Here is a 22,003-nt window from a genome sequence, read left to right as displayed (position 1 = left end):
AATAGTAGCTATTAAAAGAGTCAGCAAATGCTGGCTCTTTTTAATTTATAATGTATTGCAACCCTAAAGCCATCCCTCCAATGTTTACACCTCCAATATTATTATAATGCCATCCAATATAAGGCGCTAAACGTTTCATATGATACTTTGCTTACACATGCAATTCGTTCAGATACGTTTCATTAATAAAACTCTGCTTAAACAACATCCTAAAACTTATAGGATCTACAGGAAAAACATCCACTCCGGCCCGATAAGCAAAACCACCTTTATTAACATCGTTCGCTATTCTAGTATATCCTAACCCCCACCAACCGGTTACATATTTTGTTCGCACTCTATAGTAGTTCGCCATAATACTAAAAATATCTAGCTCTACATTATCTTCTAATATATCCTCATACCAGTGACTATAACTTACATCAATCCCCACTAAAAAAAAAGGTCTAAAATCAATTTTAGTCTGAAAACCATTTACCGAACCCCCAGAAAAATAATTAAGATTAGCTCTAAGATCCGATTTTTTGTACTCATATACTTGATCGGATGAAAAACCATCTAAAGAATCGGTTTCTACCCATCCTGTATATTCTCCTGGCACACCATCATAGTACGGATATATATTCAAGTCCGTCCAATTAGCCTCCCCAAAAAAAGCGGGGCCAACAACATAGCACACCCCTTCAAAAACAAGCTCAATAGACCTTACCAGCAGTTCTGTTTGAACACCACCACTACCATCACCATCGTCGCCATCTCTACCTTTATCAGATTTACCACTACCAGACGATTCAGAAGTTTTATTTAATTTAGATTTTGCTTTATTTAATTTTCCTTTTTGTGCAGAAAGAGACAATGCACAAAACATAAAAGTATAGTAACAATTCGTTTCATTGGTTGGTTTTATTCATTGATAAATAAAATAAAAAACCATACCTTTTTAAAGCATTCACTAATATTTTTCTTACGTAATTCTTTAATACACTTACCAATATCATCAACCAATCAAGCTTATCTCATGAAAAACAAAAAAGTCTTTAGGGCTTTTTTGTTAAACTACCATACAGTACAGTTAACAAAAAGAATATTCCCTATACTATAGATTAGCAGTTTCTACCCCTTATACTTCAATGGCAGATACACCACTTTTTTGGTCTCAAAAAAGTCTTCCTCAAAGTAATCGGGTAAATCAAACAACTGAACATTTCTATACACTGCAAGTTCTTCAGACAAATCTCCTCCTTTTAAATATAAAATTCCATTCTTTAATTCATGTACCGATTCTTTCTTAATTTTATCCTTTACCCATTTCACAAAATCGGGCATATTGGTCACCGCTCGGCTTACAATAAAATCAAACTGTTGCTTTACTTTCTCCGCTCTACCATGTACCGCCGTTACATTAGTCAACCCAATAGCATCTGCTACCGCCTGTACTACTTTAATTTTTTTACCAATAGCATCAATTAAATAAAACTCGGTCTCAGGAAATAAAATTGCCAATGGAATCCCTGGAAACCCTCCACCAGTACCCACATCCATTACATGGCTTCCGGGCTTAAAAGCTTGTACCTTAGCTATTCCTAACGCATGTAACACATGCCTTATATACAATTCATCAATATCTTTTCTGGAAATTACATTAATCATTGCATTCCATTCTTTATACAGAGTCTCCAATTGTGCAAATTGTTCTATTTGTTTTGCAGTTAAATCTGGGAAGTATTTTAAAATTATATCCATACACTGGGCTATAGTTGATTTTTTAACAAAAGTAACCAAAATGAAATAGATATTTATATAGAAAAAATGTAAGCACCTAAATAGAATTAGTACATTTGTAGCTAGTATTTTATGTTTTGTTCAACAAGAGTTTTATAAAAAACCGAAAGCATTGGATTTATTTTTAAATAAAATTTTCACTGTTTTAACACCAATCTATTTTAGATTGTAATCAGAATAAAACTTTAAAATACATTAAAAATCATAATCATCTTAAGGAAAGGAAGTGCCTGACCTTAGTAGTATAATTTAAAAACATTTGTAATCTATAAAAATGAATCAGCATTTATCTGAAAGAGTTTTGAACATGGCAACATCAGCTACGCTTGCCATGGCAGCCAAAGCCAGAGAGCTTAGAGCAGAAGGAAAAGATATTATTGGACTAAGTTTAGGAGAGCCTGACTTTAACATTCCAGATTTCATTAAAGATGCAGCCAAAGAGGCTATAGATCAAAATTACAGCAGCTACTCTCCTGTTGATGGATATGGAGATTTAAAACAAGCTATTGTAAACAAATTTAAAAGAGATAATGGTTTAACATACGGTCTAAACCAAATACTTGTTTCTACAGGGGCTAAGCAATCATTAGCTAATATAGCATTAGCTATTATTAACGAAGGTGATGAAGTTATTTTACCTGCTCCTTATTGGGTTAGTTACAGTGATATTGTAAAGCTTTGTGGCGGCGTACCGGTAGAGGTTAAAACTTCTATTGAAACCGATTTTAAAATGACTGCAGAACAACTACAGGCAGCTATTACCCCTAAAACAAAAATGATGTGGTTTAGCTCTCCTTGTAACCCAAGTGGGTCTGTTTACAGTAAAGAAGAGTTAGAATCGTTAGCAGAAGTGCTTAAAAACCACCCTGATATTTTTGTAGTGTCCGATGAAATATACGAGCATATTAACTTTACAGAAACAGGACATACAAGTATTGCAAGTATAGACGGAATGTTTGATCGTACCATAACGGTAAATGGCGTTTCTAAAGCATTTGCTATGACTGGTTGGAGAGTTGGATACATTGGTGCTCCTGAAGCTATTGTAAAAGCATGCATTAAAATACAAGGACAAATGACAAGCGGTGCTAATGCTATTGCACAACGCGCTACCATTGCTGCACTTGAAGCTCCGGTAAGTTCAATCAAATTTATGATTGACAAGTTTCATGAAAGAAGAGATCTTGTATTAGGATTGCTAGGAGAAATTGAAGGTTTTCAATTAAATGTACCGGAAGGTGCCTTCTATATTTTCCCTAACATTTCTTACTTCTTTGGAAAAACACTAAAAGGAAAAACCATTAAAAATGCTTCTGACTTTTCATTATTCCTATTAGAAGAAGCCAATGTAGCTACAGTAACCGGGGAAGCTTTTGGTAATCCTGACTGTATTAGAATTTCTTATGCAGCAGCAGAAGAAGAACTAAAAGAAGCTGTTAAAAGAATTAAAGAAGCACTAGCTTCTTAATACACTTATAAAAAGAAATTAAAAAGCTGCCCGATGGGCAGCTTTTTTTTATGCTTCCTCTAAAATAATCTTACTTGTGATTTGTTTCATAAATCATTATGTATCTTTGCCCAAATTTTGAGAGATTGATGTCTGAAAAAATAAAACCATATAAAGATTCCGAGCTAAGTAAAAAAGAACAGGTAACCCAAATGTTTGACAACATTTCTGGTACATATGACGGTTTAAACCGTGTAATTTCTTTCGGAATAGATATTAGATGGAGAAAAAAGGTAGTTGCCATTGTTAATAAAAATAATCCAAAAAAAATATTGGATATAGCAACAGGCACAGGAGATTTAGCCATTGCCCTAGCTAACACTAAACCAGAAAAAATTATTGGCTTAGATATTTCTCCGGGAATGCTTTCCATTGGAGAAAAAAAAGTTGCTGAAGAAAACTTATCGAAAACTATCGACATGATGTTGGGGGATAGTGAAGATCTTCCGTTTACAGACAATGAATTTGACGCTATTACAGTTTCTTATGGTGTTAGAAATTTTGAAAATCTTGAGAAAGGATTATCAGAAATCTACAGAGTATTAAAACCAGGAGGTGTTTTTGTTGTTTTAGAGACTTCAGTTCCTACAAAAACTCCTTTTAAACAAGGGTATCATTTCTACACCAAAAATATAATGCCAATTATAGGAAAACTTTTTTCTAAAGATAAAACAGCCTATGCTTATTTGTCTGAATCTGCAAATGTTTTCCCTTATGGAGAAAACTTCAACAATATTTTGAAGAAAATTGGGTTTATAGATGTAGAAGATAAACCTCAAACGATGGGGGTGTCTACCATTTATGTAGCAATGAAATAATTTATATGAAACGTAATTTGCTAATTATAATCCTTTTAGGATGCATCACAACCTCTTTTGCTCAAAGAAACAGAACTCACAGAGTAGTAGAGCAATTACCTGATTTTGATAATCAAGCTGTACATTGGGGATATTATTTAGGTTTTAACAAGTACGACTTTTTATTCAACTACAATCAAACACCTGAAGGTGGCGGTGAAACCTTAGTAGATGCCGGAATGGGATTTAATGTAGGTTTAATAGGTAACTTACGATTGAGCGATTATCTAGATCTTAGATTAGAACCCGGATTATATTACACAAAAAGAACTCTTAACTATCAAGATCCTGCTTTATTAGGTGATGACGCTATTAGAGAAACAAACTCTTCTTATATACATGTGCCTTTATTATTAAAAGCAAGTGCTAAAAGATGGGGTAATGTTAAACCTTATTTAGTAGGTGGATTTTCAACTTCTTTAAACTTAGGCAGTAAAGAAAACAGTATTGATGATAATAGCGCCGGTGTTTTTAGAATGAAGAAAAACACCTATTATTATGAGATTGGCTTTGGTATAGACTTCTACACCCCTACTTTCAAATTCTCTCCTTCTATTAGAGGAGTCTTTGCTTTGAATAATGAAATGGTTAAAGACATAGATCCTGACAGCCCATGGACTGGCAATATAAACACCATGAAAACTAGAGGTGTTTTTATTAACTTCACCTTTGAATAAGGAATTGCTTTTAAATTTACTTTTTTAACTACCTCCTTTTAAATTCACTTAAAAGTATAGAGGTTGCCATAGCTACGTTAAGGCTTTCCGTTTTTTGAATTGTTCCAAAGCGAGGAATCCCTAAAATCGTAGTTATTAAGTTAGTCACTACATCTGTTAGCCCATTTGCTTCATTACCCATTACCAAAACCCCTTCTTTAGGAAGTTCGATTTCATATACATTTTCACCCCCCATATCGGCAGCAAAAGAAGGTAAACACGTTTCAGTTAAAAAGTCTTCCAAATTTGCATAAACAACGTTTACCCTACTCAACGAACCCATAGTTGCCTGAATAACTTTAGGGTTATAACAATCTACCGTATTTTCAGAACAAACTAAATGCTCAACTCCAAACCAATCGCACAAACGAATAATTGTACCCAAGTTCCCTGGGTCGTTAACCCCATCTAGAGCAACTATAAGCCCCTGCTCTACTATCGATTTTTCTTCAGGAATTCGAAATAATGCCACCCCTACATTAGGAGTACTTAACCTAGTTATTTTTTTAAGTTCAGTTTCAGAAATAATTACAACATCAACATCATCCGGAAAGCAGTCGGTTTTAATAGCAAACAAATTTGCTAACTGAAAACCGGCTTCCAAATACTCATTTATCACCTTTACGCCTTCTGCAACAAATAATCTGTTCTTTTGTCTAAACTTTTTTTGCTGAAGGCTCGTTATTAATTTTATTTGGTTTTTACTAACCATGTAAATAATGTACTTTTGAAGTTAAATTTCACAAAAACGCTTTAGTTATTGAAAACGCTTCTGGCAAAAATAACAGTAATTGTCTTATTATTTTTACTTGGTTCATGTAATGTTGTAAAAAGAGTACCTAATGGTGAACTACTACTCACCAAAAATACCCTTATAGAAAACAACGAACCAATTAAGGATATTAATATGGAAGGGCTGTATTACCAAAACCCTAACAGTAATGTTTTAGGGTTTCCGCTTGGTTTGCATATTTACAACATTGCCAAACCTAAGTCCGATTCCATTTATTTAGCCCGATTAGACACTACGCTAAAAAAGAACACGCTTGCCGAAAATATACTTTCTAAAAAACAATTGATTGAGTGGACTAAAACTAAAATAAATTTCCAGAATTGGTTACGAAAAACAGGCGAAGCCCCTATTATAATTCAAAACCTGCAAACAAAAAAGACATCGGATAAATTAAAAGCCTATTTATATACCAAAGGATATTTTAACGCCGATGTTACATACAATATAAAACCCCTCGAAAATAAAAAGAAAAAAGGGAAAGTGGATTATATCCTTGAAAGAGGAAAACCGTATTACATAGATTCCATTTCCAGAGAAGTAGCATCACCTCAAATCGACTCTATCTTTAAGCGCTTCAAAAGAAATTCATTTATTAAAGAAGGAGCCCAATACAATTTAGAAAATTTTCAGAAAGAAAGAGACCGTCTGACATTTATCTTTAGAAACTCAGGTATTTATAACTTTCAGCAAAACTCTATTGAATACCTAATTCTAAGAGACACAGTTATGGAGCATAAAGATTATAAAATGCCCGTAAAACTAATTATAAATAATTACGCCGAGCGTAATGGCGACAGTATTACACAACAGGAATACAAGGTTCATACCATAGATAAAATTAACATCTATGCAGACTATTCGTTTTCGGACAACTACTATGAACTAGACACTATTAATTATAATGGATACACAATATACTACTCTAAAAAACTAAGGTATTCTTTAAAAACACTAACCAATGTTATCGCTGCCAAGAAAGGAGCTATTTATAGAGATATTGACCGCACCAATACATATCGTCAAATTAGCAACTTAAATACTTTTAAGTACCCTAACATAGACTACACATACGAACCAACAGACAGCACACAAACAAAGCTTATAAATAACATTTACCTAACGCCATTAAAAAAGTTTACAGCCGTACTAGATGTTGATTTATCACATTCCAACATTCAAGATTTTGGTATATCGTTTATGGGATCTATTATTAGCAGAAATGTATTTAGAGGAGCCGAAACATTGAAAATATCAGGGCGCAGTACCTTTGGTTCACAAAAAAGTGCTGCAGAAAACGACCGCTTTTTTAATATCTCAGAAATAGGTGCCGATGTTAAATTAAATTTCCCTCGCATATTTTTTCCATTAAATACAGATAAGTGGATTACCAAAAGTATGATTCCAACAACGGTATTCTCCGTTGGATCGAGCGTACAACAAAATATTGGTTTAGACAAACGAACACTTGATGGTTCATTGGCTTACAACTGGCACCCTACATCCTTAAAAAAGGTAGGATTGGAATTATTAGACATTCAGTACATTAAAAATGTAAATATTGACAACTTTTTTAATGTTTACCAAACCACCTATAGCAGACTTAATGATATTGCTCAAGATTATGATTTAGATGACACATACCTTAATGAAAGTGATAATTTATCTATCCCAACAGGAGCTAATAGTTTTATCACAGATGCATTAGCAAACCAAATAAATGTTAGCTCTGATGATCGGGAAGACATAAGAAGTATTAATGAGCGTAAAGAACGTTTAACAGACAATAACCTTATTGTTGCATCAAACATTACATACACCATAAATAGTCGTAGAGGACTACTAGACAATAACTTTTACCTATTCAGAACAAAATTTGAATTAGCTGGAAATTTACTATCACTTATTGCTAACTCTGCAAATCTTGAAAAAACAAGTGACGACAAAAACTTGTTGTTTGGTGTACAATATTCGCAATATGCTAAAACTGAATTTGACTACATTAAATACTTTGAAGTCTCTAGAAATAAAGTACTAGCTTTCAGGGGCTTTTTCGGAGTAGCAATTCCGTTTGGAAATTCTACAAGCATCCCTTTTTCTAGGAGTTATTTTGCAGGAGGATCTAACGACAACCGTGGTTGGCAAGCCTACTCATTAGGTCCCGGAAGCTCTGGCTCTGTAAACGACTTTAATGAAGCCAATTTAAAATTATCCTTTAACCTCGAATATCGTTTTCCTATTGCTGGAAGCATTAAGGGAGCTCTTTTTGCAGATGCAGGAAACATTTGGAATTTTCTAGATAATGTAGAAGATGATAGCTCTTCCTTTAACAGTATATCATCATTAGGAGATATTGCCCTTGCATCGGGAATTGGACTTCGATATGATTTTGGCTTTTTTGTTTTTAGATTAGACACCGGATTTAAAGTTTACGATCCTGCATTGGCATATAATCGAAGATGGCTGACAAATATCAATTTTAATAATGCTGTCCTTAATATTGGTATTAATTATCCTTTCTAGCCCCCTAAATTTTATTACATTTGTATGTAACATAAATTAAAATACATACTCATGAGTTATAACATTCAACCTGGTGTGGCTACCGGTAAAGAAGTACAAGAAATCTTTAAACTTGCCAAAGAAAAAGGATTTGCTTTACCTGCAGTAAACGTAATCGGATCTAGCACAATAAATGCTGTATTGGAAACAGCTGTTGCGTTAAATTCTCCAGTAATTATTCAATTCTCAAATGGTGGTGCGCAATTTAACGCTGGTAAAGGTCTTTCTAACGAAGATCAAAAAGCAGCCGTTGCTGGTGCTGTTGCCGGAGCTAAACACATTCATGAATTAGCGAAAGCGTATGGAGCTGTTGTTATTTTACATACAGACCACTGTGCTAAAAAACTTTTACCATGGGTTGATGGTATGTTAGACGCAAGTGAAAAACACTTTGCTGAAACTGGAAAACCATTATTTAGCTCACACATGATTGACCTTTCTGAAGAACCAATCGAAGAAAACATCGAGATTTGTAAAACATATCTTGAAAGAATGAGTAAAATGGGAATGACACTTGAAATTGAATTAGGTGTTACAGGTGGTGAAGAAGACGGTGTTGATAACACAGACATTGATAGCTCTAAATTATATACACAACCAGAAGAAGTTGGATTTGCTTACGAAGAGCTTTTAAAAGTAAGCCCTCAGTTTACAATCGCTGCTGCTTTTGGTAACGTTCACGGTGTTTACAAACCAGGAAACGTAAAACTTACTCCAAAAATTCTTAAAAACTCTCAAGAGTACATTACTGAAAAATACAATGTACCTGCAAATACTGTAGATTTTGTTTTCCACGGTGGTTCTGGTTCTACAGTAGAAGAAATTAGAGAAGCTATTGGATACGGAGTTATTAAAATGAATATTGATACTGATTTACAATACGCGTACTTAGAAGGTATCAGAGATTATATGGCTGAGAAGACAGACTTTTTACAAGGTCAAATAGGAAACCCTGAAGGTGCTGATTCACCAAATAAAAAGTTCTATGATCCAAGAGTTTGGGTTAGAGAAGGTGAAAAAACTTTTAGTGCAAGACTTAAAAAAGCCTTCGAAGATTTAAATAATATCGATACTTTATAAGATATTTTTTTATAATTTAGCGCTGAATTATGTATAACATTATAATTCAGCGCTTTATTTTTTTATATGACTTGGTTTAAAAGAACAGAAAAAGGAATTCAAACTGCTACTGAGCAGAAAAAGGACACACCAAAGGGACTTTGGTATAAATCTCCTACAGGTAAAATTGTTGAAGCAGATGAACTTGCTAAAAATTATTATGTAAGTCCTGAAGATGATTATCATGTACGAATTGGAAGTAAAGAGTACTTTGAAATACTTTTTGATAATAACGAGTTTAAAGAACTTAATGAAAAAATAGTTTCTAAAGACCCGTTAAAGTTTGTAGATACTAAAGAATATGTAAATCGTCTTAAAGATGCTAAGGCTAAAACCGGACTTAATGATGCGGTTAGAACAGCCGTAGGTAAATCTAAAGGAAAAGATTTAGTTATTTCTTGTATGGACTTTGCCTTTATTGGTGGTTCTATGGGAAGTGTTGTTGGAGAAAAAATTGCAAGAGGTATTAAATATGCCTTAGATCATAAAATGCCATTTTTATTAATCTCTAAATCTGGTGGAGCAAGAATGCAAGAAGCTGCACTTTCTCTTATGCAAATGGCTAAAACTTCGGCTAGATTGGCACAACTAGCAGAAGCACAATTACCATACATCTCTTTATGTACCGACCCAACTACCGGAGGTATTACAGCATCGTATGCTATGTTAGGAGATATTAATATTGCAGAACCTGGAGCATTAATTGGTTTTGCGGGTCCGCGTGTAATTAAAGAAGCTACAGGAAAAGAATTACCTGAAGGTTTTCAAACTTCAGAGTTTTTATTAGAACATGGTTTCTTAGACCATATTGTTCACAGAAGAGAGTTAAAAGATAAGATTAATTTATATATAGATTTAATTCAAAATCTACCTTTAAGAAATTAATCATAAAAATATTTAAGCCCCTGTTATCAGGGGTTTTTTATTGGTAAATTAACTAAGCATAAACAAGCTTCTATTAAGCTGTACAACTTCATCTTAGATTTAATAAAAAATCAAAAACTACAATCAATATTAAAAAATATGATTACATTTGCAGCTTGATAAGAAAGACTTATCAATACATAAAAATCATTTAAATAATATTGGCATGTATTTAACTAAAGAAGTTAAAGAAGACATTTTCAAAAAGCACGGTGGTGTTGAATCAAACACTGGTTCTGCTGAAGGACAAATTGCATTATTTACGCACAGAATTAATCACTTAACTGAGCATTTAAAAAGAAATCGTAAAGATTATAACACAGAGCGTTCATTAGTGAAGCTAGTAGGTAAAAGAAGAAGCTTACTAGATTATTTGAAGCATAAAGATATTGAAAGATATCGTGCAATTATCAAAGAATTAGGATTAAGAAAATAATCATAAAAAGAGGCTTCGTGCCTCTTTTTTTATTTGCCAATAATATTTATAAAAAGCTGAAGATCATTAGTTTTTCATTGGGTTCACAACAACTACACAACAACACAACACCCATTGTTTAATTAATTAAAAAATTTATGATTCCTGAAGTAAAACAAGAAGTTATTGAATTAGGGGATGGAAGAACCATTACCCTAGAAACAGGAAAATTAGCAAAGCAAGCAGATGGATCGGTAGTAGTACGCATGGGTAATGCCATGTTATTAGCGACAGTTGTTTCTGCTAAAACTTCCGACCCATCAATAGATTTCCTACCATTAACTGTAGACTATAGAGAAAAATTTGCTGCAGCAGGTCGTTTCCCTGGAGGTTTTTTCAAAAGAGAAGCTCGTCCAAGCGATCAGGAAATCCTTACCATGCGTTTAGTGGACCGTGTGTTACGTCCTTTATTCCCTAAAGACTATCACGCAGAAACTCAAGTGATGATTCAATTAATGTCTCATGACGAAAACGTAATGCCAGATTCATTAGCAGGGTTAGCTGCTTCTGCATGTATTGCCCTTTCTGATATTCCTTTTGAATATCCAATTTCTGAGGCACGTGTTGCTAGAGTAGACGGAGAATTTATTGTAAACCCAACTGCTAAGCAACTAGCTGAAGCAGACATCGACATGATGGTTGGTGCCTCTGAAGATTCTGTTGCTATGGTTGAAGGTGAAATGATGGAAGTGTCTGAAAAAGAAATGGCCGATGCAATTAAATTTGCTCATGAGGCTATTAAAGTTCAGTGTGCAGCCCAAAAACGTTTAGCTGAAAAAGTTGGTGTTAAACCTGTAAGAGAGTATGAGTCTGAGAAAGAAAATGAAGAAATGGCTCAGAAAATTAATGACTTTGCATACGAGAAATGTTATACTATTGCAAAGGATGATACTGGTAAACAAGAACGTGGAGAGCGTTTTGCTGAAGTAAAAGAAGCTTGTAAAGATTTATTTACTGAAGAAGAGCTAGAAGAAGATGGCGACTTAATAGGTAAGTACTTTGGTAAAACTCAAAAAGAAGCGGTTAGAAATCTTATCTTAGATGAAAACATCCGTTTAGATGGTAGAAAAACAACTGATATCAGACCCATCTGGTGTGAAGTAAATTATTTACCTTCTACACATGGTTCTTCTATATTTACCAGAGGGGAAACTCAAGCATTAGCTACTGTTACTTTAGGTACTTCTAGAGAGGTTAATGTAATTGATCTTCCTACCGAACAAGGTGAAGAGAAGTTCTACTTACACTATAACTTCCCTCCTTTCTCTACCGGAGAAGCAAGGCCTTTAAGAGGTACGTCTCGTAGAGAAGTTGGTCACGGTAACTTAGCTCAGAGAGCTTTAAAAAATATGATTCCTACTGACTGTCCTTATACAGTAAGAGTAGTTTCTGAAGTATTAGAATCTAACGGTTCTTCTTCTATGGCAACCGTTTGTGCAGGTACTATGGCATTATTAGATGCAGGTATTCAAATGAAAAAACCAGTTTCTGGTATTGCTATGGGATTAATTACCGATGGTGATAAGTATGCGGTTTTATCAGATATCTTAGGAGATGAAGATCACCTAGGCGACATGGACTTTAAAGTTACAGGTACCGAAGATGGTATTACAGCGTGTCAAATGGATATTAAGATTAAAGGACTTTCTTATGAAATTTTAGAGAACGCTCTTAATCAAGCCAAAGAAGGACGTATGCACATACTTAACAAGTTAACAGATACTATACCAGCCGCTGCTGATACTGTGAAAACTCATGCTCCTAAAATTATCAAAGTTCAAATTCCTAAAGAATTTATTGGAGCTATTATCGGACCAGGTGGTAAAAACATCCAAGCACTTCAAGAAGAAACTGGAACAACTGTTGTTATTGAAGAGGTTGATGATTATGGAATTGTTGAAATATTAGGTACTTCTCCAGAAGGAATAGAAAAAGCTATCAAATCTGTTGAAGCTTCTACGTTTACTCCTAAAGAAGGGGAAACTTATAAAGTAAAAGTGGTTAAAATCTTAGACTTTGGGGCTGTTATAGAATTTGTACCAGGCAAAGATTCTTTACTACATATATCTGAATTAGCATGGGAGCGTACTAATAATGTTACCGATGTGGTTAACTTAGGTGATGAAATTGAAGTAAAATACATTGGCATCGATCCTAAAACTAGAAAACCTAAAGTATCCAGAAAAGCTTTATTACCAAGACCTCCTAGACCAGAAAAAAAACCTTTTAAGAAAAAGGAAGAATAGTAATTTATAGTTTTAGCAAATATTCAAAGCATCATTCAACATGATGCTTTTTTTATCTTGTTTTTAGACTAACTCACCCAATATTGTTGAATTTTAACATAAAAAACATAATAAAAATTAAGGAATATCGTACATTTCATCCCTATTTTATAAACACCAACTATTGTATGCTAAAGAATTTTACATCCCCCACTAGGAAGTTACTTTTGGCTATTGTTTTGATAACAGGAAGCAGTGGCTTAGTGAGTGCACAAGATGAGAATCAAACTTATAAACAGTTTGATCATATTTTAGGTGAAACAAACCTAAAAATATACAGTGGTCTTTTCTTTAAAGATGATGACCTACTTTTAGAAACAGACAGGTATTTATTTTCAGATTATAAACATGCTGAAGTAATATATAACAATAGTGTTTTCTATGGATACCCAATAAAGTATGATCTTTACAATGACTTTATAATAGTTAAACCTAAAAATACCGGATCTAATATTGCTATTCAATTAGTGTCTTCTAATATAGAATCTGTAAATTTAGAAGGTATCCATTTAAAAAATTTAACTGGAAAAACTACACATAAAGATATTGTAGGTTTTTATGATACTATAGAATTAATAGATAACGTGTCATTTCTAGTAAAATATTATAAAACTAAAAATGAATACATTAAAGGTTCTGACGTATATCAAGATTATAAATTACATTATAAGTTTTACCTAATTAAAGATGGTAATGAAAACTTATATGACGCAACAAAAAAAGAAAACTGGACTACCCTACTCCCCACTAAAGAAGCCCATATCCTCAATGCTTTTGGTACCAGTAAAACAACAGATGATTTGGCTACCTTGAAAGAGCTAGCAACATCAATCATTGAATAACAACAACAATTAACCTAAACTCAGACGGTTTCTTTTAATATGAGGAAATATTTATTAATTTTCATAAGTATACTATGTGCTCAAAGTTTATATAGTCAGGCAGATAGTACCAAAATATCAATCCAACTTAAGCAAAATACTATTAAGGAGGCTATTTCAAAAATAGAAGCTAAATCCGATTATCATTTCTTTTATCAAGATAATTGGACAGACATTGATTCTTTAAAATATACGAAGAACTATAATAATACGGTTAAATTTATTTTAGCTGACTTATTGGATAAAACAAATTTGAACTACTTTATTAAGGACAATAATATTGTTTTAACCCAAAATAGAAGAATATACAGTAAGCTTCCAACAAATTTCTTTGTAGATGATACCACGTCTTCGCAAAATGAACAAGAGGAAGATTCTTTTATTAAACCAGTATTTATTGCTAATGTTGCAGAAGAAGAACCCAAAACTAAAATCAACAATGTAATTACTACCAAAACAGAATTTATTGGTAAAGAAAGTAACAACAATAAGAATGCATATTATACGCTTTCTGGGATTATTACAGATGGTAAAACTAACGATCCTATACCAAATGTATTGGTAAGAACACCAGATAATAAACACACAAGTGTTACTGGCCTTAGCGGTAAATACGCTATAAAATTACCATCAGGAGTAAACAATATTGAAATAACTTCTGTAGGCTTTAAAACTATTAAAAGTGAAATTATACTTTATAACAATGGTACAAGAGACTTTGTATTATCTGAGAGTATAACAGAATTAGACGAAGTTGTAGTTTCTACTAGCAAAAGTGAAGAAATTAGAAAGGAAATTGCGGGTGTTACTGTAATTGATGTTAAAGATGTGAAAAACATCCCTATGGTTTTAGGAGAAAGAGACATTGTTAAAGTAGCTACAATTATGCCTGGGGTTAAAACTGTTGGAGAAGGTTCTGCTGGCTTTAATGTTAGAGGTGGTAAGTCTGACCAAAACTTATTTCTTTTAGATAATGGAGTCATATATAATCCATTTCATTTTTTCGGATTCTTTAGTGCTTTAAATCCATATACTATTGCATCTGCTAACATTTATAAAGGTAATATCCCTGCCCAATATGGAGGACGCTTATCTTCTGTGTTTGACATTCAAACTAAAAACGGAAATGTTAATAAACTTGAAGGGGAAGGTGGTATTGGTCCAGTAACTAGTACGCTAATGCTTAGCATGCCTATTAAAAAAGAGCGCTCTAGTTTAACTATTGGTGGAAGAGCTACATATTCTGACTGGATTTTAAAATCTTTAGATAGTGATGAATTAAATAATAGTAGTGCCAGTTTCTATGATGTTATCTTAAAATACTATGATCACATTAACGATAACAACACGGTAAAAGCGACTGGTTACTATAGTCATGATGCATATAACATTACATACGATTCTTTATATACATATCGTAATGCAATGTTCTCTGTAGAATGGAATCATAAGTTTAATAACAAACATTCTGGAAGCTTAATTGTAACACATAGTAATTACGATTTAAACATAGACTTTGAACAAGGAGGTGCCGATGACTTTGAATATGGTTACAGTTTAAATGAGACCATGGTAAAATTAAAAATGGATTACGATTTAAACGATAAACATTCATTCATCTATGGTATTTCCTCTAAACTATATAATACCGACCCTGGTTATTTAGACCCAAAAGGAGGAGAAAATAGCAATATGGATCCTTTAGATGTGGAAGATGAAAAGGCACTTGAATCAGCTGCATTTATTTCTGACAACTATAAAATAAACGATAAATTATCTTTCATTGCAGGATTACGCTTCTCTATGTTTAATGTATTAGGCCCTTCAACGCAGCGTATTTACGAAGACAACATGCCTAAAAATGATGCTACTGTATCAGAAACTATTACCTATGATGACAATGAATTTATAAAAACATATACTGGCTTAGAAATAAGAGCTTCGTTAAATTATGATATAACTGATGATTTATCTGCCAAATTAAGTTATAACAAAAACAACCAGTATATTCATCTACTTTCTAGTAATACCACTCAATCTCCAACAGACACATGGAAACTTTCTGACTTGAACATCAAGCCTCAATCAGCTCAAATGGTATCCCTTGGCTTCTATAAAGAACTTAAAAACAACACCTACGAAGTTAGTTTAGAAGGATACTATAAAAAAATGGACGATATACTAGACTACAAAGTTGGGGCAGAATTAGTATTAAATGAAAACATAGAAACCGAAATTTTCCAAGGAGAAGGTAAAGCTTACGGTGTAGAGTTTTTACTTAAGAAAAAAGAAGGTGACTTAAATGGTTGGATTGGTTATACGTATTCACGTGCTTTTTTAAGATCTAACAGCACATATTCTGAAGAAATCATAAATAACAACGAATATTTTCCTGCTAACTTTGATAAGCCACATGATTTCAGTTTAGTATTAAACTATAAATTCTCTCGTAGATATAGTTTATCTGCTAATTTTATTTATCAAACAGGTAGACCAATCACCTTTCCGGCAGGAGCATTTCAATTCGGAAATAGTGAATATGCATTTTATAGCGACAGAAACCAGTATCGAATTCCAGACTACTATAGATTGGATCTTGGTATAAATATTGAAGGAAATCATAAAATTCAAAAATTCAGCCATAGTTTCTGGAATATTTCTGTTTACAATGTACTAGGGCGTAACAATCCTTATTCTGTATTCTTTGTAACTGAAGACGGAAACATCGAAGCATATAAAACAACTATTTTCTCAATACCTGTTCCCACGATTACTTATAACTTTAAATTCTAAAAATGTTAAAAAAGAAATTCATAAATAGAGGTATTTTATTCTTATGTGCAGCACTAATGATTACTGCATGTACAGAAAAATATGAAGTAGACTTAAATGACACTTATGAAGATTTACTTGTTGTTGAAGCTATTATTACAAATGAAAACAAACAGCATGAGATTACTTTATCAAAAACCGCAGCCTTAGGTAGTGATGACTCTACAGAGTACGTTAGCACCGCTGAAGTATACATTACAAGTGATTCTGGAGATAATTATACTTTTTCTTATAATGCTGGTTCTACTAAATATATTTCGGACATTGCCTTTTTACCTGTTGCAGATGTAAATTACACCCTACATATTGATTATAATGGTGATACCTTTACAAGTACAGATGTACAAATGGCTCCTGTAGCAGAAATGACAGGATTAACCATAGAAAGAAAAGAAGTATCTGGCACAGATGGTATACAAATTAGTTTATCTACTAATTCGCCAGATTCTAAACTACTTAGATACACATATGAAGAAACGTTTAAGATTATAGCTCCTAAATGGTCAGATAAGAAAGCCTCTTTTTACTATGAGTACCACTGGCCTCCAGCTGACCCTACACCTAGTTTTGAATGGACATATAGAGAGGGTGAGTCAAGAACATGCTATAGAACTCAATACAGCGAAAACATCATTTTAAACCAATTTGATGATACACAACAATCTGATAATATAAATGATATGCAAATAAGGTTTATTCCTAATGATAGTTACATCATGAGTTACAGATACTGTATTAAAACTAAACAGTTTGTGCATAATGCAACTGCTTTCAGTTTTTATAAAGGACTTAAAAACACATCTAGTAGCAACAGTACACTTTCTCCTATACAACCAGGTTTTGTGAAAGGAAATATTACAAACGAAACCAATTCTTCACAAAAAGTGATTGGTATTTTCGATGTGGCTACTGTTACTGAAAGCGAAAGAACATTTTTTAATTATGAGGATTACTACCCTAATGAAGATTTACCTCCATATTATTCAGATTGTGATGAAATAGAACTTGATGGTACTGAATTCGACAGAGAATCCGGTGAGATTGATGGTTATGTCTTGCTAAGCTACATAGAGCAAGGATCACACGTATTATACAAAGTAGAGGGCGACATCTATACTATGGTACCTGCTGCTTGTGGAGATTGTACAACATTAGGATCTAACGTAGCTCCAGAATTTTGGGTTGACTAATAAAACTAATTACTATGAACAAAATTAAAGTTATTATAACAACAGTTTGCTGCTTTATTGGTTTGGCATTATTTGCCCAAAATAATAAAGCCATAAACGAAACAGTTTACATTCACAGTAATGCTAGTACGGTTTTAGCCGGAGAGCAACTTTATTACAAATTTTACTGCTATGATGTAAATAGCAATAAGCTAAGTTCTTTTAGTAAAATAGGCTATATAGAACTAATAGATGCTAAGCAACAACGTGTTTTTCAACAAAAAGTTAATTTAATAAACGGCGCTGGTTTAGGTGATTACTTAATCCCTACAGATATAAAATCGGGAGTATATAAACTTGTAGGCTATACAAAATGGATGCTTAACCCCCCATTTAATGAGAGCATCTTTAAAACTGAGATATACATTATCAATCCATATCAATCTAGTGATATTGCATCAGAACAATATACACTAACTGAAAAAGAGGCTATTCCTGAAGTGCATAATGCTAGTGCTTTTAAATTACCTAAACATGAATACAACAACAGAGAAACTGTTGCGCTTACAATAAATGATTCTTATTTAGATATCCTTAAAGGCGGCAGCTATTCTATTTCTGTTAGGAAAATGGAAGAACTACCAACACCTGAGACACCTGCGTTTAGAACCCAGCTAGAACATGCTAGGTCAATTGATTCTCAATTAAACTTAAGCCAAGCAACATATCTACCTGAATTAAGAGGAGAGCTATTATCAGGAAAACTTACTAATGATACAGATCCTAACAGTGTAGCCGGATTTTTAGTAGGTGTTAGTTTACCAGGAGAAAAATTTTTCAGTGGAATTACTAAAACAAATGAAACAGGTAAATTTTATGTGACCCTAGATGCTAATACCCCCTCTACAGAAGTGGTTATACAACCTTTAAACACAACTAGTGAGGTAACCTTTACCCTAGACCCTATTTATCAATACAACAGTCCTGTTACCATTTCTAGTAAATTACCATTATTAATGAAATACGAGGATGCTATTGTAAATAGATCTCTTAGCAATCAGATAGAAAATGCTTATTATTCGGTTAAGAAGGATACCATTTTAGATCTTACTAAAGAACAGAATTTTTTTGGAGAAGGGAAAGAATATCTACTTTCAGATTATACCAAACTGAAAAATCTTGAGGAGGTAATTCTAGAGTTGATCCCTGAAATGTACACAACCAAAAGAAAAGATATTTATAAAATACACTTAAGAGATTATAACAATGTTAAAAACAGATCGTACTACGGCGAAACTTTAGTTTTAGTTGATGGGATACAAGTAAAAGATTTAAATCCACTATTTGAAATACCTGTTGGAGATATTAAAAAAATAACCATACTAAACAGAGGATACATTATAGGTAAGGACATCTATAACGGAATTGCTTCTATTGAAACTTTTAGCGGTAACTACATCCAAGAGCATAGTGATATTTTTAATGTTTCTACCTTTACTTATGAACGTACTGCCGATAGTAAAAAGTACTATTTAAACAAGTACTCTTTAACAAGTAATTCAAGAATTCCTGACTACAGATACCAATTGCTATGGAATTCTATATCAGATATAGCTAAAGAAGATTTAACCTTCACTACATCCGATATATCAGGTGAATTTATGATTGAATTGAAAGGGTTTACTAAAGAAGGAAAATATGTAACTTATATGAAACCGATTAAGGTAACTCCTTCTCAGGATTTTTAATAGTTTGAAGTAATCATCAAACACTATAAAAAACAAAACCTATAAAGTTAACTTTATAGGTTTTGTTTTTTTTTAAAGTTACAACACTAACATCCCATCATTTTGAATAGCTTCACTTCATATTTTTGATACATTTTCTTCGCCCAGCTTTTAATATCAAACGCTGTTTCTACATTCACCCCTATAACATTCAGCAACGGAACAACTTATCTCGAATGGTTTAGAATATAAATTCAGCTTTTTGCCAGATTATCGTAAAGTTGACTATACTGCAAGCTATGAACGGAAAGGCTATATTACACTACCAACTGATTTTAAATTTCATCAAACAAATATAGACACACTATCCGGATACGTCATTGTTATAAAAGATACATTCAACCTTAATAGCGATACTATTAAAATTCCAAAATACACTACAGGAACAATTTTACATTTTGAGAGTGGTCAGCTTTATAATGGTTCCATATCATCAAGCAACATCTATTATGTTGATGGGTCATACCAGCATGGATTAAAACTACTTGATAACATCTATTATGCAATACCTTTCGGAGAAAATAACTTAATATTAGATGTTACGGACTTACCATTAACATTAGCAAAATATAATTTGATTCCTAATGATTTAAGTATGGGTCATGAAAATTCATTAAACTTCGAAAATATCTTTGATAATAGCTGGTTTCAAAGATTATCTCAGCTTAAAAAAGTAACTCTATTGTTTCCTGCTTACGTTAAAGGAGGAGTCGCCGTAAATGTTTTTTCATTTAGTAATATACAAGTAAATGACTTAACCTTTAGACCTATAAAAATAAAGAATAAAAGATTTGATATCAATATCATGCTAGGTGCAGATATCAAGGCAAACATGAGTACCGTAACATTAAAAGAACCATACGACGAAAATTCTATTGAAAACCAAAACTTTTCAGTAGAAGATCATTCTTTATTTTATTTCCTTAATTGCAATAGTTTAACAATAATCGGTACTTCTAAATTAAAAACATCACAATATGAAAAAACAAACAGATCCATCATTGATGGAAGCTGGGATGATCTCAACAACACCTTCAATGGAAATTATTATGAAGGTTTTACACTGAATAATATAAATTACAATAGTTCGGCAACTCAATTCATTTTTAAAATTCACTATTGCGGACATGCAGTCCTAAAAAATTTACATTTTACCAATTCAATTCATGGTACCAGTGTAATTGCTAATAATGTCGAAATTATCAATTGTGAAGCAAGTAAATCAATTGGTGATAACGGTATTACCGTAGGCGGATGGCACGAAACACTATTACCGGAAGACTCAAAAATCTACATTAGAGATTGCTATTTTCATGACTGCGACGATTTAGGGTTATCCATTCAGGGGAATTCAGCTATGTACTTCTGAAAATTGTGGAAATAACAACACATCTGCTTCTATATACGCAGACAGTAATAACCCTGAATACAATCCGATACTTGGTATAAAGAATGCTAGTGTTAACGCCGGAGGTGGCTTTTCTATAGAAATGTTAACTGAAAACAAAAGTGAAGCAGTTACAAATGGCTCCATCATAAGTCAAAGAGAAAAAGTCAATGTTAAATTTGAAAATTGTGTAGCTAAAAATTGCTTCAACTATGGCTTTTACTCAGATGCCGGTGGTGTAAAATTTACCGATTGTACAATTGAAAATATAGTACCTTCTTATGTAGTTCTTAACATGCCTACTCCTTATCCCTATATTCATAGTAGGAACAATACAAGAGCAGGAGCAGCTTTTATTAGCGGATCCACAGGAATTAAACTATTTGAATTAGTAGAAGTAACATTTTCAGATCTTCAAAATGGTGAAACGATAACTCTCGCAGGACTAACATATACTGCACCATATAATGTAACAGCGCAATTCGTAGCAAGCGTATTTGAAAACCTAACAGTTAATTATGTAGGTACCGGTAATTTATCCGGAACATTAACCGATTTCAATACTGGTAGTGCCAACGGAAATACAGTTATATTCACAAACGACACTAAGGGTAATAACACAGGAATAAGTCTTGATGATAATGACACAGGGAGTGTCAATAACATTAGTATAACACCAGCTAGTAAACGCTATCCTTTACAAATTAAAGGAGGTGAAATAATAAATGTACCTAAGCTACATAAAGGCATATACGGCATATCCAAAGCACTATTTGATTCCGTAGTAATAGAAAACGTAACAGATGACACCGACGATTTTGAAAACATAGGAGATAATTCTAATTCTTATTCAGGTGCTCTGTATTATTAACGTAGGCTATACGGAAAATCCGTTAAATACCTATCAAAACAATAATTACTTAGAATTAT

At 33.0% G+C, this 22,003-nt stretch carries 17 protein-coding genes; 14 read left to right on the top strand and 3 right to left on the bottom strand.

The window, feature by feature from the left end:
* Positions 1-151: 151 nt before the first annotated feature.
* Positions 152-868, bottom strand: a complete 717-nt coding sequence (locus tag NBRC110019_RS06170; RefSeq protein ID WP_281753328.1) for a hypothetical protein — start codon at positions 866-868, stop codon at positions 152-154.
* Between the two features lie 245 nt (positions 869-1,113).
* The gene (gene rsmG / locus NBRC110019_RS06165) at positions 1,114-1,743 is read right to left on the bottom strand and encodes a 16S rRNA (guanine(527)-N(7))-methyltransferase RsmG (protein WP_281753326.1); all 630 of its coding nucleotides are present in this window, start codon (positions 1,741-1,743) and stop codon (positions 1,114-1,116) included.
* A gap of 313 nt (positions 1,744-2,056) precedes the next feature.
* On the opposite strand from rsmG, the gene NBRC110019_RS06160 reads away from it, so the two are divergent.
* From NBRC110019_RS06160 to porT, 3 genes are all read left to right on the top strand, one after another.
* Entirely contained in the window at positions 2,057-3,250 is a 1,194-nt protein-coding gene (locus NBRC110019_RS06160) for a pyridoxal phosphate-dependent aminotransferase (protein WP_281753324.1), read from the top strand.
* Positions 3,251-3,378: 128 nt separating this feature from the next.
* On the top strand, positions 3,379-4,107 hold the full coding sequence (gene ubiE / locus NBRC110019_RS06155; RefSeq protein ID WP_281753322.1) for a bifunctional demethylmenaquinone methyltransferase/2-methoxy-6-polyprenyl-1,4-benzoquinol methylase UbiE: 729 nt from the start codon (positions 3,379-3,381) through the stop codon (positions 4,105-4,107).
* Between the two features lie 5 nt (positions 4,108-4,112).
* Positions 4,113-4,823, top strand: coding sequence for a type IX secretion/gliding motility protein PorT/SprT (gene porT / locus NBRC110019_RS06150; RefSeq protein WP_281753320.1), 711 nt, complete (start codon positions 4,113-4,115; stop codon positions 4,821-4,823).
* A gap of 28 nt (positions 4,824-4,851) precedes the next feature.
* On the opposite strand, the gene NBRC110019_RS06145 is transcribed toward porT, so the two are convergent.
* Positions 4,852-5,574 (bottom strand): TrmH family RNA methyltransferase, encoded by a 723-nt coding sequence (locus NBRC110019_RS06145; RefSeq protein WP_281753318.1) that lies wholly within the window; start codon positions 5,572-5,574, stop codon positions 4,852-4,854.
* Positions 5,575-5,622: 48 nt separating this feature from the next.
* Here NBRC110019_RS06145 and tamL point away from each other — a divergent pair, with 48 nt between their 5' ends.
* The 11 genes from tamL (at position 5,623) to NBRC110019_RS06090 (ending at position 21,944) form a co-directional block, all read left to right on the top strand.
* Positions 5,623-8,175 (top strand): translocation and assembly module lipoprotein TamL, encoded by a 2,553-nt coding sequence (tamL, locus tag NBRC110019_RS06140; protein ID WP_281753316.1) that lies wholly within the window; start codon positions 5,623-5,625, stop codon positions 8,173-8,175.
* Between the two features lie 51 nt (positions 8,176-8,226).
* The gene (gene fbaA / locus NBRC110019_RS06135; RefSeq protein ID WP_281753313.1) at positions 8,227-9,294 is read left to right on the top strand and encodes a class II fructose-bisphosphate aldolase; all 1,068 of its coding nucleotides are present in this window, start codon (positions 8,227-8,229) and stop codon (positions 9,292-9,294) included.
* Positions 9,295-9,360: 66 nt separating this feature from the next.
* The gene (accD, locus tag NBRC110019_RS06130; protein ID WP_281753311.1) at positions 9,361-10,218 is read left to right on the top strand and encodes an acetyl-CoA carboxylase, carboxyltransferase subunit beta; all 858 of its coding nucleotides are present in this window, start codon (positions 9,361-9,363) and stop codon (positions 10,216-10,218) included.
* A gap of 205 nt (positions 10,219-10,423) precedes the next feature.
* The gene (rpsO, locus tag NBRC110019_RS06125; RefSeq protein ID WP_281753554.1) at positions 10,424-10,693 is read left to right on the top strand and encodes a 30S ribosomal protein S15; all 270 of its coding nucleotides are present in this window, start codon (positions 10,424-10,426) and stop codon (positions 10,691-10,693) included.
* Between the two features lie 137 nt (positions 10,694-10,830).
* Positions 10,831-12,978: a polyribonucleotide nucleotidyltransferase gene (locus tag NBRC110019_RS06120; protein WP_281753309.1), complete on the top strand. Its 2,148-nt coding sequence runs from the start codon at positions 10,831-10,833 to the stop codon at positions 12,976-12,978.
* Between the two features lie 167 nt (positions 12,979-13,145).
* Positions 13,146-13,859, top strand: a complete 714-nt coding sequence (locus tag NBRC110019_RS06115) for a hypothetical protein (protein ID WP_281753307.1) — start codon at positions 13,146-13,148, stop codon at positions 13,857-13,859.
* 39 nt (positions 13,860-13,898) lie between these two features.
* Positions 13,899-16,691, top strand: coding sequence for a TonB-dependent receptor (locus NBRC110019_RS06110; RefSeq protein WP_281753305.1), 2,793 nt, complete (start codon positions 13,899-13,901; stop codon positions 16,689-16,691).
* A 2-nt stretch (positions 16,692-16,693) separates the two neighbouring features.
* Positions 16,694-17,920, top strand: coding sequence for a DUF4249 family protein (locus NBRC110019_RS06105; protein WP_281753303.1), 1,227 nt, complete (start codon positions 16,694-16,696; stop codon positions 17,918-17,920).
* 14 nt (positions 17,921-17,934) lie between these two features.
* Complete coding sequence (locus NBRC110019_RS06100) at positions 17,935-19,647, top strand: hypothetical protein (protein WP_281753301.1); 1,713 nt, start codon at positions 17,935-17,937, stop codon at positions 19,645-19,647.
* Positions 19,648-19,888: 241 nt separating this feature from the next.
* The gene (locus tag NBRC110019_RS06095) at positions 19,889-21,055 is read left to right on the top strand and encodes a hypothetical protein (RefSeq protein WP_281753299.1); all 1,167 of its coding nucleotides are present in this window, start codon (positions 19,889-19,891) and stop codon (positions 21,053-21,055) included.
* 121 nt (positions 21,056-21,176) lie between these two features.
* Positions 21,177-21,944, top strand: coding sequence for a hypothetical protein (locus NBRC110019_RS06090; protein ID WP_281753297.1), 768 nt, complete (start codon positions 21,177-21,179; stop codon positions 21,942-21,944).
* Positions 21,945-22,003 lie beyond the last annotated feature (59 nt).

Origin of the sequence: Neptunitalea chrysea, from assembly GCF_027924145.1 — a bacterium.
GTDB lineage: Bacteria > Bacteroidota > Bacteroidia > Flavobacteriales > Flavobacteriaceae > Neptunitalea > Neptunitalea chrysea.
This window is presented reverse-complemented; position numbering and strand designations above follow the sequence as displayed.

Bases quoted from the DNA above. Each gene is read 5' to 3' on its own strand.
- porT (WP_281753320.1), top strand. From the start codon at position 4,113: ATGAAACGTAATTTGCTAATTATAATCCTTTTAGGATGCATCACAACC.
- NBRC110019_RS06170 (WP_281753328.1), bottom strand. From the start codon at position 868: ATGTTTTGTGCATTGTCTCTTTCTGCACAAAAAGGAAAATTAAATAAA.
- NBRC110019_RS06160 (WP_281753324.1), top strand. From the start codon at position 2,057: ATGAATCAGCATTTATCTGAAAGAGTTTTGAACATGGCAACATCAGCT.
- rsmG (WP_281753326.1), bottom strand. From the start codon at position 1,743: ATGGATATAATTTTAAAATACTTCCCAGATTTAACTGCAAAACAAATA.
- NBRC110019_RS06110 (WP_281753305.1), top strand. From the start codon at position 13,899: ATGAGGAAATATTTATTAATTTTCATAAGTATACTATGTGCTCAAAGT.
- NBRC110019_RS06120 (WP_281753309.1), top strand. From the start codon at position 10,831: ATGATTCCTGAAGTAAAACAAGAAGTTATTGAATTAGGGGATGGAAGA.
- NBRC110019_RS06105 (WP_281753303.1), top strand. From the start codon at position 16,694: ATGTTAAAAAAGAAATTCATAAATAGAGGTATTTTATTCTTATGTGCA.
- fbaA (WP_281753313.1), top strand. From the start codon at position 8,227: ATGAGTTATAACATTCAACCTGGTGTGGCTACCGGTAAAGAAGTACAA.
- ubiE (WP_281753322.1), top strand. From the start codon at position 3,379: ATGTCTGAAAAAATAAAACCATATAAAGATTCCGAGCTAAGTAAAAAA.
- accD (WP_281753311.1), top strand. From the start codon at position 9,361: ATGACTTGGTTTAAAAGAACAGAAAAAGGAATTCAAACTGCTACTGAG.
- rpsO (WP_281753554.1), top strand. From the start codon at position 10,424: ATGTATTTAACTAAAGAAGTTAAAGAAGACATTTTCAAAAAGCACGGT.
- NBRC110019_RS06115 (WP_281753307.1), top strand. From the start codon at position 13,146: ATGCTAAAGAATTTTACATCCCCCACTAGGAAGTTACTTTTGGCTATT.
- NBRC110019_RS06100 (WP_281753301.1), top strand. From the start codon at position 17,935: ATGAACAAAATTAAAGTTATTATAACAACAGTTTGCTGCTTTATTGGT.
- NBRC110019_RS06090 (WP_281753297.1), top strand. From the start codon at position 21,177: ATGTTAACTGAAAACAAAAGTGAAGCAGTTACAAATGGCTCCATCATA.
- NBRC110019_RS06145 (WP_281753318.1), bottom strand. From the start codon at position 5,574: ATGGTTAGTAAAAACCAAATAAAATTAATAACGAGCCTTCAGCAAAAA.